15 protein-coding genes are annotated in these 16,876 nt (G+C 72.1%); 8 read left to right on the top strand and 7 right to left on the bottom strand.

Annotated elements, in window-relative coordinates:
• Positions 1-150 precede the first annotated feature (150 nt).
• On the top strand, positions 151-1,068 hold the full coding sequence (locus tag IE286_RS06070; RefSeq protein ID WP_189795569.1) for a 1-aminocyclopropane-1-carboxylate deaminase/D-cysteine desulfhydrase: 918 nt from the start codon (positions 151-153) through the stop codon (positions 1,066-1,068).
• A 119-nt stretch (positions 1,069-1,187) separates the two neighbouring features.
• On the opposite strand, the gene IE286_RS06065 is transcribed toward IE286_RS06070, so the two are convergent.
• Entirely contained in the window at positions 1,188-2,780 is a 1,593-nt protein-coding gene (locus IE286_RS06065) for a Na+/H+ antiporter (RefSeq protein WP_189795568.1), read from the bottom strand.
• 92 nt (positions 2,781-2,872) lie between these two features.
• Here IE286_RS06065 and IE286_RS06060 point away from each other — a divergent pair, with 92 nt between their 5' ends.
• The 3 genes from IE286_RS06060 to IE286_RS06050 all read left to right on the top strand — a co-directional run bounded on the left by IE286_RS06060 (position 2,873) and on the right by IE286_RS06050 (position 5,084).
• Positions 2,873-3,133, top strand: coding sequence for a UBP-type zinc finger domain-containing protein (locus IE286_RS06060; protein ID WP_189795567.1), 261 nt, complete (start codon positions 2,873-2,875; stop codon positions 3,131-3,133).
• A gap of 245 nt (positions 3,134-3,378) precedes the next feature.
• Positions 3,379-3,795, top strand: coding sequence for an ATP-binding protein (locus IE286_RS06055; protein ID WP_125497868.1), 417 nt, complete (start codon positions 3,379-3,381; stop codon positions 3,793-3,795).
• Positions 3,796-3,812: 17 nt separating this feature from the next.
• Positions 3,813-5,084: an RNA polymerase sigma factor SigF gene (locus IE286_RS06050; RefSeq protein ID WP_229861990.1), complete on the top strand. Its 1,272-nt coding sequence runs from the start codon at positions 3,813-3,815 to the stop codon at positions 5,082-5,084.
• A 113-nt stretch (positions 5,085-5,197) separates the two neighbouring features.
• Here IE286_RS06050 and IE286_RS06045 read toward each other — a convergent pair whose 3' ends face one another.
• Positions 5,198-5,653, bottom strand: coding sequence for a hypothetical protein (locus tag IE286_RS06045; RefSeq protein ID WP_189795566.1), 456 nt, complete (start codon positions 5,651-5,653; stop codon positions 5,198-5,200).
• A 116-nt stretch (positions 5,654-5,769) separates the two neighbouring features.
• Between IE286_RS06045 and IE286_RS06040 the strand changes: the two genes are divergently transcribed.
• Together IE286_RS06040 and IE286_RS06035 are read left to right on the top strand one after the other, a co-directional pair.
• The gene (locus IE286_RS06040; protein ID WP_189795565.1) at positions 5,770-6,738 is read left to right on the top strand and encodes a diacylglycerol/lipid kinase family protein; all 969 of its coding nucleotides are present in this window, start codon (positions 5,770-5,772) and stop codon (positions 6,736-6,738) included.
• A gap of 319 nt (positions 6,739-7,057) precedes the next feature.
• Positions 7,058-7,315, top strand: coding sequence for a WhiB family transcriptional regulator (locus IE286_RS06035; RefSeq protein WP_029383210.1), 258 nt, complete (start codon positions 7,058-7,060; stop codon positions 7,313-7,315).
• Positions 7,316-7,607: 292 nt separating this feature from the next.
• Here IE286_RS06035 and IE286_RS06030 read toward each other — a convergent pair whose 3' ends face one another.
• Positions 7,608-9,074 carry a sensor histidine kinase gene (locus tag IE286_RS06030; protein ID WP_189795700.1) on the bottom strand — a complete coding sequence of 489 codons (1,467 nt, stop codon included), beginning with the start codon at positions 9,072-9,074 and terminating at the stop codon, positions 7,608-7,610.
• An 808-nt stretch (positions 9,075-9,882) separates the two neighbouring features.
• On the opposite strand from IE286_RS06030, the gene nagB reads away from it, so the two are divergent.
• Positions 9,883-10,668 carry a glucosamine-6-phosphate deaminase gene (gene nagB / locus IE286_RS06025; protein WP_189795699.1) on the top strand — a complete coding sequence of 262 codons (786 nt, stop codon included), beginning with the start codon at positions 9,883-9,885 and terminating at the stop codon, positions 10,666-10,668.
• 172 nt (positions 10,669-10,840) lie between these two features.
• Here the strand turns inward: nagB and IE286_RS06020 are convergent, their stop codons facing one another.
• The 4 genes from IE286_RS06020 to IE286_RS06005 all read right to left on the bottom strand — a co-directional run bounded on the left by IE286_RS06020 (position 10,841) and on the right by IE286_RS06005 (position 15,593).
• Positions 10,841-12,328 (bottom strand): glycoside hydrolase family 3 protein, encoded by a 1,488-nt coding sequence (locus IE286_RS06020; protein ID WP_189795564.1) that lies wholly within the window; start codon positions 12,326-12,328, stop codon positions 10,841-10,843.
• A 9-nt stretch (positions 12,329-12,337) separates the two neighbouring features.
• Positions 12,338-13,204 (bottom strand): carbohydrate ABC transporter permease, encoded by an 867-nt coding sequence (locus IE286_RS06015; protein ID WP_189795563.1) that lies wholly within the window; start codon positions 13,202-13,204, stop codon positions 12,338-12,340.
• Positions 13,205-13,209: 5 nt separating this feature from the next.
• Positions 13,210-14,196: a carbohydrate ABC transporter permease gene (locus IE286_RS06010; RefSeq protein ID WP_189795562.1), complete on the bottom strand. Its 987-nt coding sequence runs from the start codon at positions 14,194-14,196 to the stop codon at positions 13,210-13,212.
• Between the two features lie 119 nt (positions 14,197-14,315).
• On the bottom strand, positions 14,316-15,593 hold the full coding sequence (locus IE286_RS06005) for an extracellular solute-binding protein (RefSeq protein WP_189795561.1): 1,278 nt from the start codon (positions 15,591-15,593) through the stop codon (positions 14,316-14,318).
• A gap of 461 nt (positions 15,594-16,054) precedes the next feature.
• Between IE286_RS06005 and IE286_RS06000 the strand changes: the two genes are divergently transcribed.
• On the top strand, positions 16,055-16,819 hold the full coding sequence (locus IE286_RS06000; protein ID WP_189795560.1) for a GntR family transcriptional regulator: 765 nt from the start codon (positions 16,055-16,057) through the stop codon (positions 16,817-16,819).
• Positions 16,820-16,876 lie beyond the last annotated feature (57 nt).

Genomic DNA, 16,876 nt, shown 5'->3' with positions numbered 1-16,876 from the left:
TGTGCGAGCGCCAGCCTTCCATCACGGTCCGTATCGGTGCTATTACACGAAAGAGCGGGATTGGATCATCGTGGCGCCGGGCAGGCATGGGGCCCGTATCCGGGCGGACCGCCGCCGCGCGGCCGCCCGGGAGGCGGACACAATGGCAGGGTGACCAGCCCCGACGTGCCCTCCCTCGCCGCGCTCGGCCCCCGGCTCCCCTCCCCCGTGCAGGAGGTGGCCGACGAGCGCTTCACCCGGCGCGGACTGCGTCTGCTGCTCAAGCGGGACGACCTGATCCACCCCGAACTGATCGGCAACAAGTGGCGCAAACTCGCCCCCAATCTGCGGGCGGCGCGGGGCCGCCGGATCGTCACGTTCGGCGGTGCCTACTCCAACCATCTGCGCGCCACCGCCGCCGCGGGCCGCCTGCTCGGCCTGGAGACGATCGGCGTGGTCCGCGGCGAGGAACTGGCCGGCCGCCCTTACAACCCCTCCCTGGCCCGGTGCGTGGCCGACGGGATGCGTCTGCACTTCGTGGACCGCGCGACCTACCGCCGCAAGGCGGAGCCGGACACCCTCGCGGCCGTACTGCGTGCGGCGGGTGCCGCGGACGCGCATGTGGTGCCGGAGGGCGGCAGCAACGCACTCGCCGTCCGCGGCTGCCAGGAGCTGGGTGCGGAACTCGGCGAGCAGGCGGACGTCGCGGCCGTCGCCTGCGGCACCGGGGGCACCCTGGCCGGGCTGGCCGCCGGGCTGCCCGCGGGCCGCCGTGCGCTGGGCGTCCCGGTCCTCAAGGGCGGTTTCCTGACTGCCGCCGTCGAGGCCCTGCAGGAGGAGGCCTTCGGAGGCCGCCGCGGCGACTGGTGGCTCGACGACCGCTTCCACTTCGGCGGCTTCGCCCGCACCACCCCCGCACTGCACGCCTTCGCCGAGGACTTCACCGCGCGGCACGGGGTGCCCGTCGAGCGTCTCTATGTCGCCAAGCTGCTGTACGCCCTGGTCGCGCTGGCGGACGAGGGTGCCTTCCCGCGGGGCACGACCGTCGCCGCGGTCGTCACCGGCCGGCCCTTCCCGGACCACACCTGAACCGCACCCCGCACCCCGGGGTGCTCCGCACCCACCTGAACCGCACCCCGCACCCGGCGTGCCCCGGCACACACACCTGCCGGGCGGGCCGCTCCCCGAGGCTGCGACGCCCACCGGTGTCAGGCAGCCTCCCGGTAGGCGGCCGCCTCCTCCAGATCCAGCCGGCGCAGCAGGGTGCGCAGCATCTCGTCGTCGATGTACCGGCTGTCGCGCAGGCGCACGAACACGGCGCGTTCGGCACCGATCATCTCCCGCGACAGCCGCCGGTAGGTGTCGTCCACCGACTCACCGGTGACCGGGTTGGTCTGCCCCAGACGCTCCCAGACGGAGTTGCGGCGACGTGCCAGGACCCCGCGCAGCCGGTCGGCGAGCGGCGGTGGCAGGGCGTTGCGCGCGTCGGCGAGGAGTTCCTCCAGCCGCCGTTCGGCGGCCAGGGACGCCTGCGCCTGGGTGTTGGCCTCGGCGAGGGTGTCGGCCTGCGGGTCACGGCCGGGGAACTTCAGGGCACGGATCAGCGGCGGCAGGGTGAGCCCCTGCACCACGAGGGTGCCGATGACCGTGGTGAAGGTCAGGAACAGGATCATGCTGCGCCCGGGGAAGGGCGTCCCGTCGTGCAGCACCGGCGGGACGGAGAAGGCGATCGCCAGCGACACCACGCCCCGCATCCCGGCCCACGCGGTGACCATGGCATCCCGCCAGGTGGGGTTGTCCTCCCGTCCCCGGACCCGGCGCAGCAGCCGGGGCAGGTAAGTCACCGGGTACACCCATGCGAAGCGGGCCGCGACGACCACCAGGAAGACGACGGCGGCGTACCAGGCGGCGTCGGCGGCCCGGTAGGACCCGACTCCCCCCAGCACGACCGGCAGCTGCAGGCCGATCAGCGCGAACACCGCGGACTCCAGGACGAAGGCGGCCATCCTGCGCACCGCCTCCTCCTGCAGCCGGGTGGCGAAGTCGACCTCCCAGGCGCGGTGCCCGAGGTAGAGGGCGACCGTGACGACAGCGAGCACCCCGGAGGCATGCACCTGCTCGGCGACGCCGTAGGCGGCGAACGGGATCAGCAGCGAGAGCGTGTTCTGCGTCAGCGCCTCCTTCAGGTGGGTGCGCAGCCAGTGCAGCGGCGCCATCAGCACCAGGCCGACACCCACCCCGCCGATCGCCGCGACGAGGAACTCTCGCACTCCCCCGGCCCAGGTCGCGCCCTCGCCGACGGCCGCGGCCAGCGCGACCTTGTAGGCGGTGATCGCGGTGGCGTCGTTGAGCAGCGACTCGCCCTGCAGGACGGTGGTGATGCGCGAGGGCAGCCCCACCCGGCGGGCCACCGCGGTCGCCGCGACCGCGTCCGGCGGCGCCACCACGGCACCCAGCACCAGCGCCGCGGTCAGCGGCAGCCCCGGCACGATCAGGTAGGCGACCCAGCCGACCGCCAGGGCCGCGAACAGCACGTATCCGACGGACAGCAGGGCCACGGTGCGCACCTGGGCGCGCAGGTCCAGGTAGGAGCTGTCGACGGCCGCGGTGTACAGCAGCGGGGGCAGCAGCAGCGGCAGGACCACGCCGGGGTCGAGGGTGTAGTCGGGGATCCCGGGCACGTAGGACACGGCCAGGCCGGCGGCGACCAGCAGCAGCGGTGCCGGCACCGGGGTGCGCCGGGCCGCCCCGGCCACCGCGGCGCTGCCCGCCACCAGCAACAGCAGCGGCATCACGTCCATCGCTCTCGCCCGCCCATCGTCGTTCCCGGCCCGCATGTCCCGGCACGTCGTGCCGGGGCGCTTCGCAGCGCGCGCGTCGTAACCTGGCCATCATGAGACAGTGCACGCACACCGGCACGCTGCCGCGCCCGGAGCCCGAGCCGCGCAGCCGCACGTGTCCGGAGTGCCTGGCGGAGGGCACCCATCCGGTGCACCTGCGGCTGTGCCTGACCTGTGGCAACGTGGGGTGCTGCGACTCCTCCCCGGGACGGCACGCGACCCGGCATCATGAACGGACCGGGCATCCGGTGATGCGGAGTTTCGAACCCGGCGAGGACTGGCGCTGGTGCTTCGTCGACCACGTCCTGGTGTGAGGGCGACCCCGGACGGTTCGACCCGCTGACGTCCGGGTACCTCAACCCGGCACGCGCCGTTCCCATTTGGGCCCGCCGGACCCCTAGCCACGCAGCGTGTCCATGTGTTTACCATGAGTGACAAGGCGGGTTGGGGTCCCGGGACAACAGGGCCGGGAGCGCGGTAGCGTCACCTGAACCACGTATCGCGTGACCCGGGGGGTGACCCTCGGCCCCGAGAATGCTTGTACACCTTGGAGGTGAGGGTGTCCCAGATCGACGGCGAACCCGCGGCGGACCAGGACTTCGTGGAGGTCCGGCTGCCTGCTGCGGGGGCCTACCTGTCGGTGCTGCGGACGGCCACGGCCGGCCTCGCGGCCCGTTTGGACTTCACCCTCGACGAGATCGAGGACCTGCGCATCGCGGTCGACGAGGCCTGCGCGATCCTGCTGCAGCAGGCCGTGCCCGGCTCGGTGCTCAGTTGCGTCTTCCGGCTGGTCGACGACTCGCTCGAGGTCACCGTCTCGGCTCCGACCACGGACGGTCACGCTCCCTCGCGGGACACCTTCGCGTGGACCGTCCTGTCCGCTCTGGCGGGCAAGGTCTCCTCCGCCGTGGACGACGACAAAACCGTGTCGATCAGCCTCTACAAACAGCGCGGCGCCGGACCCGGTCCGGCGTGAGGAACGGGGACGGGCCGGTGCGGGACGAAGAACACGGCACACGGGAACTGCCGCCGACGGGCGGGATCACGCCCCGTGCGGACGGGGCCGGGAGCCGGGGCCAGGACGGCCCGACCGGTCCGGACTGCACACCCCGCCGCGGCGGCACGACGAACCGCGGCGGCGCGGCCGGCCGGGCCGGTGTCACCGGTGCCGCCACGACGGGGCGCCCCGGCCGCGGCCGCGGTCCGGCACACCCGGCGGGCGGCATCGAGGGCATTCCCGAGCAGGCCAGGCCGCACCCGGACGACGACCCGCTCAAGCTCGCCCTGCCGGGCGAGGGGCGGCCGGAACGCGACGAGGCCGCCCGGGGGGCGACACCTCCGGTGCGGGGCGGTGTCCGCACCGGCCTCGGGGTGCCTGACCCCGCACAGGGTTCCGGGAAGGAGGCGAGGGCTCGGCGAAGGGCGACGGGCGGGACGATGAGCGAGCACGAGCGACACTCCGAGGACGCCGCGCAGAGCGTGCCGAGCGTGCCCACGGCGCGGCACGACTCCCAGGACCGCAGCGGCGCACGCGCGCTCTTCGTCCAGCTGCGCGCCCTGCCTCAGGGCAGCCCGGAGTACGCCGAGCTGCGCAACCAGCTGGTCCGGATGCACCTGCCGCTCGTCGAGCACCTCGCCCGCCGCTTCCGCAACCGAGGGGAGCCGCTGGACGACCTCACCCAGGTGGCCACCATCGGGCTGATCAAGTCCGTCGACCGCTTCGATCCCGATCGCGGAGTGGAATTCTCCACGTACGCGACACCGACGGTGGTCGGCGAGATCAAGCGGCACTTCCGGGACAAGGGCTGGGCGGTGCGGGTGCCGCGCCGGCTGCAGGAGCTGCGGCTGTCGCTCACCACGGCGACGGCGGAGCTGTCCCAGCTGCACGGCCGCTCCCCCACGGTGCACGAGCTGGCCGAGAAGCTGTCGATCTCCGAGGAGGAGGTCCTGGAGGGCCTGGAGTCGGCCAACGCCTACTCCACGCTGTCCCTGGACGTCCCGGACACCGACGACGAGTCCCCGGCGGTCGCCGACACCCTCGGCGCGGAGGACGAGGCGCTGGAGGGCGTCGAGTACCGCGAGTCGCTCAAACCGCTGCTGGAGGACCTGCCGCCGCGGGAGAAGCGCATCCTGCTGCTGCGGTTCTTCGGCAACATGACCCAGTCGCAGATCGCCCAGGAGGTCGGCATCTCGCAGATGCACGTCTCCCGTCTGCTCGCCCGCACACTGGCCCAGCTGCGGGAGAAGCTGCTGGTGGAGGAGTAGGCGGCCGGCGGCACGTGTGGTCGCGGCGCCGGTGCGGGTGCGCCGCGGCCGCCCGGCGCGGCTGCCGCCGCATTGCGGCCGCCGCCCGTCCACGGCGGACGGCGGCGGGTCCGTCAGCGCTGCTCGCCCTCGCTCGCGCGGCCCGGGCCCCTGATGCCCAGCGCCCGGGTCGTGGCCGGGTTCACCAGCAGGACCAGGGCGCCCACCGCCACGACCGTGAGCGCGATGCCCGCCGGGACGGCCACGCCGTCCGCGTGCAGCAGACTGTAGGCCACGGGCAGGGCCATGACCTGGGTGATCACCGCCGGGCCACGGCTCCAGCTGCGCCGGAGCAGCAGCCCCCGCGTCGCCAGCAGCGGCAGCAGCGCGAGCAGCAGCACGGTGAGCCCGCCGGTGACGGCCTGCTGCCGGTCGGCGTCACCGGTGAGGCCGAGGACGAGCATCCACAGGCCGCCGGCGAGCAGCGCGAGCGCCTCCAGCGCGCACAGCGCCGCCGCGTACGTCAGCCGCCGCGGCCGTGCGGTGGGGGCGTCCGTGGTCTCGGAGGTCGGGTTCCGCTCACTGCTCACCCCATGAAGGGTAGCCCTCGCGGCCCGGATGGCCTCATGCAGGCTCACGCCCGTCCTCTCACCGTTTCCCCGCCTCCCGCTGTGCCCTGTACCGCCCGGTAGGTACGCTGCACCTCATGCGTGCACTTCTCGTGGTCAACCCGGCGGCAACCACCACAAGCGCACGTACGCGCGACGTCCTGATCCACGCGTTGGCCAGCGAGATGAAACTGGACGCGGTCACCACCGAGTACCGGGGCCACGCCCGCGACCTGGCACGGCAGGCCGCCCAGGGCCGGGACGTGGACCTGGTGGTGGCACTCGGCGGCGACGGCACCGTCAACGAGGTGGTCAACGGCCTGCTGCACCGAGGCCCGGACCCCGAGCACCTGCCCCGCCTCGCGGTGGTGCCCGGCGGCTCCACCAACGTCTTCGCCCGCGCCCTGGGCCTGCCCAACGACGCCGTGGAGGCCACCGGCGCCCTGCTGGATGCGCTGCGGGCCGGCAGCGAGCGCACGGTCGGGCTGGGCCTGGCCTCGGGAACACCCGGCAGCGCCGACGCCGCGGTCCCCGCGCGCTGGTTCACCTTCAACGCCGGGCTCGGCTTCGACGCCGGCGTGGTCGGGCGAGTGGAGCAGCACCGCGAGCGCGGCAAGAAGTCCACGCACGCCCTGTACGTGCGGCAGGTGGTGCGCCAGTTCCTCGGCGAGCCGAGCAAGCGCCGCGGTTCGGTCACACTCACCCGGCCCGGCGAGGAGGACGTCACGGACCTGGTGGTGGCGATAGTGTCGAACACCTCACCGTGGACCTATCTGGGCAATCGCCCCTTGTACACCTCGCCGAAGGCCTCTTTCGACACCGGGCTCGACGTGCTGGGTCTCAGCCGGCTGTCCACGGCCGCGGTCGCCCGGTACGGCACGCAGTTGCTCACGTCGTCCCCCGAGCGCGGCCCTCAGGGCCGGCATGCCGTCTCGCTGCACGATCTGAGCACGTTCACCTTGCAATCGAAGGTGCCGCTGCCCCTGCAGATGGACGGCGACCACCTGGGACTGCGTACCAGTGTGACGTTCACAGGTGTACGTCGTGCACTGCGTGTGATTGTGTGAGCGGAAGCGGCAAAAGTCCTTTCAGTCGAACGTTTAGGCCAGTCTCCACCCCATGGAAGTACGGCTGTGACCTAGTCGACACCGAAGATTCCTAAAAAACTTGCCGGAGGGGGTTGTATCCGCCGCCGAGGTTTGCGAGTCTCTACGTGGCGATCAGGACGGCGCCCGGATCGGGCCCCGGAGATCGCCGGAACCCCTCTTCAATCCACAGGACCACGCCTGGTCAGCCTGGCGGTAGGCCCTTCACTTGTTGAGGGATTCGTGAAAGCGTTCACATTCACAAGCACCGAGCACGTAACACCAAGGAGAGGTAGCAGCCATGGACTGGCGTCACCGCGCCGTTTGCCGCGAGGAAGACCCCGAGCTCTTCTTCCCCATCGGCAACACCGGTCCTGCGCTGCTGCAGATCGAGGAAGCCAAGGCCGTCTGCCGTCGCTGCCCGGTTATCGAGCAGTGCCTGCAGTGGGCGCTCGAGTCCGGCCAGGACTCCGGCGTCTGGGGTGGTCTCAGCGAGGACGAGCGCCGCGCCATGAAGCGCCGCGCCGCCCGCAACCGGGCCCGTCAGGCCTCCGCCTGACCACGGCCACCCCGCTGACAGCCTGAGCTTGGCGGCGCGTACGGCCAGTACGCATCTCCCGCCCCCGAGCCGCAGCGCGCAGTACCCCCGATGCTCCCCGAGCCTGAGGCAGGGGGTACACCCCATGCAGGTGGGGCAGCACGAGCGACAGCCCCGGACCGTCGAGGTCCGGGGCTCTTTGCTGTGCTCGTCGCAGGCCCGTACGCGTCAGGAAGCCGCGCTCGTCACGAGCGAACCGCCGCCCGCCTCGGTCATGGCCCGCCCAGGTGTGTCAGGTGTGCGCACACATGTGTCACTTGGGTGCGCTCACGGGCACGTCGAGAATCACCCGGGTGCCCCGCCCGGGGGCGGGAACCATGTCGAAGGTCCCCCCCAGCTCGCCCTCGACCAGGGTGCGGACGATCTGCAGGCCGAGGTTGCCGGAGGTGTGCGGGTCGAAGCCCGGGGGCAGTCCCACGCCGTCGTCCTGCACGGTGACCAGCAGCCGCGCCTCGCGCGAGGTGCCGCCGCGCACCGCGGACACCTCGACCGTGCCGGTGTCGCCCTGCCGGAAGCCGTGCTCCAGAGCGTTCTGCAGGATCTCGGTGAGCACCATCGACAAGGGGGTGGCGACCTCGGCGTCCAGGATCCCGAACCGTCCCGAGCGCCGGCCGGTCACCTTGCCCGGCGAGATCTCCGCGACCATGGCGAGCACCCGGTCGGCGATGTCGTCGAACTCCACCCGCTCGTCCAGGTTCTGCGACAGCGTCTCGTGGACGATCGCGATGGAGCCCACCCGGCGCACCGCCTCCTCCAGAGCCTCCCGGCCGCGCTGGGACTCGATGCGCCGGGCCTGGAGCCGCAGCAGGGCGGCGACCGTCTGCAGGTTGTTCTTGACCCGGTGGTGGATCTCCCGGATCGTCGCGTCCTTGGTGATCAACTCGCGTTCGCGGCGGCGCAGTTCGGTGACGTCCCGCAACAGCACCAGCGAACCGATGCGGGTGTCCTTGGGTTTGAGCGGGATGGCCCGGAACTGGATCACCCCGTCGCTGGCCTCGATCTCGAACTCGCGCGGCGCCCAGCCGCTGGCCAGCTTCACCAGCGCCTCGTCCACAGGGGCGCGGGAGGGGGCCAGTTCGGCGGTGACCTCGCCGAGGTGCTGGCCGACCAGGTCGGTGGCCAGGCCGAGGCGGTGGTAGGCGGACAGCGCGTTCGGTGAGGCGTACTGGACGATGCCGTCCGCGTCCAGCCGGATCAGCCCGTCGCCGACGCGCGGCAGGGCGTCCATGTCGACCTGCTGGTCCGGGAACGGGAAGGAGCCGGCCGCGATCATCTGCGCCAGATCGGAGGCGCTCTGCAGATACGTCAGCTCCAGCCGGCTCGGGGTGCGCACGGTCAGCAGGTTGGTGTTGCGTGCGATGACGCCGAGCACCCGGCCCTCGCGCCGCACCGGGATGGACTCGACGCGGACGGGCACCTCCTCGCGCCACTCCGGGTCGCCCTCGCGCACGATCCGTCCCTCGTCGAGCGCGGCGTCCAGCATCGGGCGGCGGCCGCGCGGCACGAGGTGGCCGACCATGTCGTTCTGGTAGGAGGTCGGGCCGGTGTTGGGCCGCATCTGGGCGACGGAGACATAGCGGGTGCCGTCCCGGGTGGGCACCCACAGGACCAGGTCGGCGAAGGACAGGTCGGCCAGCAGCTGCCACTCCGAGACCAGCAGGTGGAGCCACTCGAGGTCGGAGTCGTCGAGCGCGGTGTGCTGGCGCACGAGTTCGTTCATGGAGGGCACGTCTGCGAGCGTACCCGCACGTTTGTACAGGCCCGAAACGCCATGCGCCCGTGCGTGTGCGCGGGCCGACGCCGCGGATGCGCGGACACCCGCGGGCCGCGGCGCCTGGGAGGGACCCTCAACCCTCCCGGCACCGCAGCCCGGAGCATCATCGGCCTGAAGGGTGTGCGGTCCCCTGCGGCCGAGTACGAGGAGCCGGAGCAGTCAGGGCAGAGAGCACCGGTTCCCCGGTCCGCCCTCCTGTGCGGGGGAGGACGGATGCCGTGGACCTCGTCCGCGACCGGCACGCGCCGGCACGCCGCGAGGCGTGCCCCGAAGGGCTCGCTTCGATTCTGGACTAGACCACTTGGCCCTGTCTATGAGCGGGACGGACTTCGCCGGGATTTTCCCGCCCGGTCCCCCGCTCGTGTCTCCCCGGCCCACCGCGCGCGGCACCCTGGTCCGCCGAGGCGGTCCGCACGGGCACCCTGGCCCGCCGGGGCGGTCCGCACGGGCACCCGGGCCGGCCGGGGCGGGCGCGGTGGCGGGGACCGCCCCGCGCGCCGGACGCTGGAACCGGTGGGCGAAAGGGATGCTCCGCAGCCCTTCGCGCCCGCCCTCGCGGCGGCCATCCGCGGCGCCGGGTCCGGCCCCGCAGAACGGGCGCCGGCAGGCGTCCGACAGGCATCCGGCGTGGCGGACCGACGCTGTCCGGCCCAGGTACCGCAAGGGGCCGTTCTGCTAGATTGGTCTAAACCACATGGCCCTCGTTACCGGGTCCAGTCCTCATCTCGGCTCTCCTCAGATCGGCAGGCCCAAGGTGGAAGTTGTCATCGTTCCGGACGCCAGGGCGGGTGGCGAACTCGTCGCCGAGGCCATGGCGCAGCTGCTGCGACGGAAGCCCGACGCCCTCCTGGGGGTCGCCACGGGTTCGACCCCGCTGCCCGTCTACGAGGCGCTGGCGGCCAAGGTGCGCTCCGGGGCCGTGGACACCTCGCATGCCCGGATCGCCCAGCTCGACGAGTACGTGGGACTGCCCGCGGACCACCCCGAGTCGTACCGCTCGGTGCTGCGCCGTCAGGTGCTCGAACCCCTCGGGATCGGGATGGACGCCTTCCTGGGCCCGGACGGCACCGCCGAGGACGTGCAGGCCGCGTGCGCGGCGTACGACAGGGCGCTCGCGGAGGCCGGCGGGGTCGATCTGCAGCTGCTCGGCATCGGCACCGACGGGCACATCGGGTTCAACGAGCCGTGCTCCTCGCTCGCCTCGCGCACGCGGATCAAGACGCTGACCGAGCAGACCCGGCTGGACAACGCGCGCTTCTTCGGCGACGACGTCGACCAGGTGCCGCACCACGTCATCACCCAGGGCATCGGGACGATCCTGGAGGCCCGCCACCTGGTGCTGCTGGCCACCGGCGAGGGCAAGGCGGACGCGGTGGCCGCGAGCGTGGAGGGGCCGGTCGCCGCCGTCTGCCCTGCCTCCGCGCTCCAGCTGCACCCGCACGCCACGGTCGTCGTCGACGAAGCGGCCGCCTCCAAGCTGAAGCTCGCCGACTACTTCCGGCACACCTACGCCCACAAGCCGTCGTGGCAGGGTTTGTGAGGGCTCCCGGCCGCACACGGAGGCGCCGGCCACCCGCGGGGTGACCGGCGCCTTCCTCGTCCCTGTGGTTCGTCCCTGTGGTCCGTCCCTGTGGTTCGGGATGCCGTACACCGTCCGGAAGCCCGGGCCGCGGATCACGGCTCCGGCCGGCCGCGCCCGGCCCCCGCGGCGGTCACGTCCCGGCGACGACCTCCGCCGCCGCCCGGCCGCAGACCCGGGCCGCGCCGTGGGTGGCGAGGTGGAGGGCGCCGCGGGGCGGTGCCTGCGGCAGGCCCATCTCGACGACGACGGTGTCGGGGCGGGCCGCGAGCAGGGTGTCCAGGGCGGCCGCCATCCACGGATGACGGTGCTCGTCGCGGACGACGGCCACCACCCGGCGCTCGCCGGCCGCCGCCAGGGCCGCACGGCCGGCGTCCTCGCCGGCGAAGCTGCCGGTGCGAGTGCCGGGCAGCAGCCCTGCCAGCTCCGCGCCCACGCCCCACGGGGTCTCGCTGCCGACCGCGATGTTGGCGGCCGGGGTGAACACGGCGACGTACGGCGGCGCGGTGAGCGGGGTGAAGGTGTCGGCGACGGTGACCCGCAGGGCGCGGCGGGCCGCGCGCAGCCCGACCTCGGGGTCGGCAACGCCGTCGTCCGGGCCGCGCCGCGCGGCGGCGGTCCAGCGGGCCAGGGCGCGCACCCGCTCGGCGGCGTCCGCGAGCCGTTCCTCGGGCAGCTCGCCGGAGCGGACCGCCTCGACCAGGGCATCGCGCAGGGCGCGGATCGTCTCGTCGTCGGCGAGGCCGCCGCCCACACAGATGGCGTCCGCGCCCGCGGCGATGGCGAGCACGCTGCCGCGCCGGATGCCCCAGGTGCCGGAGACGGCCCGCATCTCCATGCCGTCGGTGACGATCAGGCCGTCGTAGCCCAGTTCGCCGCGCAGCAGGTCGGTCAGCACCCGCGGGGACAGAGTGCCCGGGCGGTCGGGGTCCAGGGCGGGCACGAGGATGTGCGCGCTCATCACCGCCTTGGTGCCGGCGGCGATCGCGGCGCGGAACGGCGCGAGTTCGCGGGCGTGCAGCACCTCGGTGTCCACGTCGACGCGGGGCAGGGCGTGGTGGGAGTCGACCGCGGTGTCGCCGTGCCCGGGGAAGTGCTTGGTGCAGGCGGCCACGCCGGCGGACTGCAGGCCGGTGACGTAGGCGGCGGTGTGCCGGGCGACCAGATCGGGGCTCGCGCCGAAGGAGCGGACGCCGATGACCGGGTTGTCCGGGTTGGAGTTGACGTCCGCGGAGGGCGCCCAGTTGAGGTTCACCCCGCACTCGGCCAGGCGCCGGCCGAGCTCACGGGCCACGGCCCGGGTCAGCTCCACGTCGTCCACGGCGCCGAGCGCATGGTTGCCGGGGAAGCTGGATCCGGTGTGCACCTCCAGGCGGGTGACGTCACCGCCCTCCTCGTCGACGGCGACCAGCACGTCCTCGCGTTCGGCGCGCAGCTGGGCGGTCAGGGCGGCGAGCTGTTCGGCGGAGGCGATGTTGCGGCCGAACAGCCCCACCGCGGCCAGCCCCTCCCCCAGGCGCCGGAGCAGCCAGTCGGGGGCGGTGGTGCCGGTGAAGCCCGGCTGGAGGACCGTCAGCGCGTCGCGGGTCAGGCTGTCGGTGCCCCGGGCACAGGTGGTCATGGGGTGGTGTCATCCCTTCACGGCGCCCGCGGTCAGACCCGCGGCCATCTTGCGCTGGACGAGCAGGAACAGCACGACGATCGGCACGGCCATCATGGTGGCGCCGGCCATCATCGGGGCGTATTCCGTGCCGTGCTTGGTGGTGAAGTTGCCGAGCCAGACGGTGGCGGTCTGATGCTCCTGGCTCATCAGCATCAGGGCGTACAGGTACTCGTTCCAGGCCTGGATGAAGCCGTACACGGAGGTGGCGACCATGCCGGGGGCGAGCAGCGGGAAGACGACGCGGAGGAAGGCGCCGGTGCGGGAGCAGCCGTCGACCATGGCCGCCTCCTCCAGTTCGCGGGGGATGTTGACGATGAAGCCGCGCAGCGTCCACACCGTGAACGGGAGGATGAAGGTCAGGTAGGTGATGATGAGGCCGGTGAGCTTGTCGTACTGACCGAGGTCGTTCAGCAGCAGGAAGATCGGGATGATCATGGCGACCAGCGGGATCATCTGCACCGCCAGGATGCCGACGATCACGGTCTTGCGGCCGCGGAAGGCGAACCGGGAGATGGCGAGCGCGGCCAGCAGACCGATCACCATGCCGATCACCACGACCGACAGCGACACCACGAGGCTGCGCCCGACCGGCCCCCAGAAGTCGGCGATGTCCAGGGCCCGGCGGAAGTTGGCGAGGGTGACGCCGGTCGGCAGCAGGCTGGGGTCCGGGTCGATGGCGTCCTTGGCCGGTTTGAACGCGGTGTCGAGCATCCAGTACAGGGGGAAGCCCAGGACGACGAAGACGATCAGGCCGAGCAGGTTCCAGCCGGCCTTCGTGGTCCGGCGGCGCCCCCTGGGAAGGCCCGCGCCGCCCGCGCTGCTCGTGCTGCTCATGCCGCTCACTCGACGTCCCCGATCTTCAGCATCTGGCGCATGTACACGGCGACCACGCCCAGCAGCAGCACCACGGTGAGCAGGGCGATCGCCGAGCCCTGGGCGTAGTCGTTGACCTGGAAGGCACGGTCGTAGGAGTAGGTGTTGAGGACCTGGAACTCCGCCTCGGGGTGTCCGCCGCGCATGACGAACACCTGCGGGAAGACACCCATGTCCCAGATCACCGACAGGGTTGTGAGCATCACGACGACCGGCTTGAGGACGGGCAGGGTGACGTAGCGGAAGACGCCCCAGGCGCCCGCGCCGTCCAGCCGCGCGGCCTCCTCCAGTTCCTTCGGCACCTGGGTCAGGCCTGCCAAGAGCGTGATGACGACGAACGGCACGGCGCCCCACACCACCAGCAGCATGATCACGGCCAGGCCCTCGGGTCCGCTGGCGAACCAGTTGTGGCCGATCAGGTGCACGCCGGGCAGCTTGCTGAGCAGCGCGTTGAGGATGCCGTAGTCGGAGTCGAAGAGCCACTTGAAGACGGTGGTGGCGACGATGACCGGCATGCCCCAGCTGGCCACCAGCACCACGTTGACCAGGGTCTTCACCCAGGGCGACACCCGCTGCAGCAGCAGCGCGATCGCCATGCCGAGGACCATGGTGCAGATCACCGAGCCGGCGGCGAAGACGAGCGTGCGCAGCACCACCTGCCAGAACTCGCCGTCGCCGAGCACGGCACGGAAGTTGGCGAAGCCGACCCACTCGGCATCCTGGAACCCCCACAGCTGCGGCTGGCCGAACTTCTGGAAGGACAAGGTGACCAGCCGCACCAGCGGATAGGCCATGACCAGGACCAGGACCAGCAGGCAGGGCACGAGGAGCAGCCAGGGCGTCGCGGCCCCGCCCGTCCCGCGCGGCCGTCCGGGCTGCCGCGGGGCGGCCGGTGGCGGTGCCTGCCGCGGTGGCGGCACCTTGACAGGGGTGGTCGTGTCTGCGGCACTCATCGCGCGCTCCTCAGCGGTCCTGAAGGTCGTGTGAAACCCTCCGCGCGGCCGCGGGAGATCCGGCGCCGCACGGCCGTACGAGAAGCGGGGCCCCGCGGCGGCGGGACCCCGCACCCGGGTCACTTGGTGTTGATCACCTTGTCGATCGCCGCGTCCGCCTCCTTGGCGGCCGCCTCGACGGACTTCTTGCCGGTGGCGATGGACTGCAGCATCGTCTGCAGCACCTGGGCCTTCTCCACCTGGCCCCAGCCCGGGGCCGTCGGCACGAACCAGCTGGACTCGGCCGCGATGGCCGGGACCGCGGTCTTCGGGTCCTTCTTCAGCGCCGCGAGGTCGGTGGTGTTGTTGGGCAGGTTGCCCTTGGCCGCCAGGACCTTCTGGCCGGAGGGGCCGGTGAAGGCGTTGATCCACTCGGCGGCGAGGTCCTGCGCTGTGGACTTGACCGGGACGGCGAGGTCCGAACCGCCCAGGAAGACGGGCATGTTCTTGCCGGACGGACCCGGCATCACGAAGTTCTCGATCTTGTCGGCGAGCCCTCCGACCTTGTCGTTCTTCGGGTCGGCGGCGGTCGCGCCCTCCCAGGCGGCGGCGAAGATCATGCCGGACTTGCCCTGGCCGTAGACGATCGGCCGGTCGGACTCGTCCTTGGTCTTGTCGCCGTGCATGTACCTGTCGAGGACCTGCTTGTACGCCTTGAGGCCCTTGAGGGACTGGGGCGAGGACAGGGTGGCCTTCCACTGGCCGCCCTCCTCCTCGGCGATGGCGCCGCCGGCGTCGTAGACGAAGGACATGGCCGCGTACCAGTCACGGCTGGGCTGGTACCAGGCGCTGAACTCGTCGCCCTTCGCCTTCTGCACCTTGTCCAGGTCGGACAGGAGTTCCTGGTACGTCTTCGGCGTGGACTTCACCCCGGCCGAGGCGAAGACGTCCTTGCGCCAGTTGGCGACGCGGCCGCCCGCGTAGTAGGGGACGCCGTAGGTCTTGCCCTCGTAGGTCACCGACTGTTTCAGACCGTCCAGCCAGGCCGAGGAGTTGGCGAACTTCGCCGGGTCCAGGGGGGCGAAGGCGCCCTTGACCATGTAGCCGAGCATCTCGGTGTTGCCCATCTCGACGACGTCGGGGGCCTTGTCGGTGGCGAGGACGGCGTCGAGCTTGGAGTTCTTGTCGGGCCAGCCGTAGTACTCGTGCTTGATCGTCAGCCCCGGGTGCTTGGCCTTCACCGCGTCGTCGGCGGACTTGACCAGCTCGGGCCAGTTGTTCTGGGCGTCCACGGTGAGCCAGACGGTCAGCTCCTTGGCGTCGGCGCCCTTGCCCGAGCCCCCGCCGTCGCTTCCGCACGCCGCGACGGAGAACACCATGCCCGCGATGCCGATCGCGGCAATCAGCTTGCGCTTCACGCCACCCTCCTCAGGGATGCCACAGACCCCCCGCCTCCCTGCGGCCGGCGACGGTCGAGCGTCGGCGCGCACCGCCCTCGGGGCCGGGACCGGCCAAATGGTGTAGACCAGTACCGGGGGAGCTTGGCTTAGACCATTTGGGCTGTCAAGAGTGCGAAGACCCGCTCAGACGGTCCGTTACGGGACCGCGATATGCAGGGACCTTTCATTGCTCTTCCGGGCAAACGGACGCCCGCGCCGGCCGGCGCCGCCACCTGTCGTGCCGCCCTGCCGCGGCTCGCCGGCGCCCCGGCGGCACCGTCCACCTTGGCATGTGGTGGACTAGACCAGCAGAGGTCACGACGGTATACAGAGAGATCACGCAGCGTGCGGGTGGCGGCCCGGCACGGCGGGCCGTGCCACGATGTGAACGTGGCCGATGGATACGGGTCGCTTCGGCACCGGAGCCGGGAAGGCAGAGCATGAGCACCGACGTCAGCAGTGCGGAGAACGAGGGTGGGGCGAGTGTCCGTACCGCGCGCGTGCCCAAGTACTACCACCTGAAGAAGCATCTCCTCGACATGACCCGCACCCAGGCGCCCGGGACGCCCGTCCCGCCCGAGCGGACGCTGGCGGCGGAGTTCGACACCTCGCGCACCACCGTGCGCCAGGCGCTGCAGGAGCTGGTCGTCGAGGGCCGGCTGGAGCGCATCCAGGGCAAGGGCACCTTCGTGGCCAAGCCGAAGGTCTCCCAGGCGCTGCAGCTGACCTCCTACACCGAGGACATGCGCGCCCAGGGCCTGGAGCCGACCTCGCAGCTGCTCGACATCGGCTACATCACCGCCGACGACCGCCTCGCCGGCCTGCTGGACATCGCCCCCGGCGGCCGGGTGCTGCGCATCGAGCGGCTGCGCATGGCCAACGGCGAGCCGATGGCCATCGAGACCACCCATCTGTCGGCCAAGAGGTTTCCTGCGCTGCGCCGCAGCCTGGCGAAGTACACCTCGCTGTACACCGCTCTCGCCGAGGTCTACGACGTCCACCTGGCCGAGGCCGAGGAGACCATCGAGACCTCGCTGGCCACCCCGCGCGAGGCGGGTCTGCTCGGCACCGACGTGGGGCTGCCGATGCTGCTGCTCTCCCGGCACTCCCTGGACCGCACCGGCCGGCCCGTGGAGTGGGTGCGGTCGGTCTACCGCGGCGACCGCTACAAGTTCGTCGCCCGGCTCAAGCGGCCGGCCGACTGACCCCGGGCCGCCGGTCGCCGCGAAGGGCCGGGCCGCCCCCTTGATCGAACAAACAGT

This window comes from Streptomyces thermodiastaticus (genome assembly GCF_014656135.1).
GTDB classification, from domain to species: Bacteria; Actinomycetota; Actinomycetes; order Streptomycetales; family Streptomycetaceae; genus Streptomyces; species Streptomyces thermodiastaticus.
The sequence above is the reverse complement of the archived record's forward strand: the minus strand, read 5'-3'. Positions and strand labels throughout refer to the sequence as shown.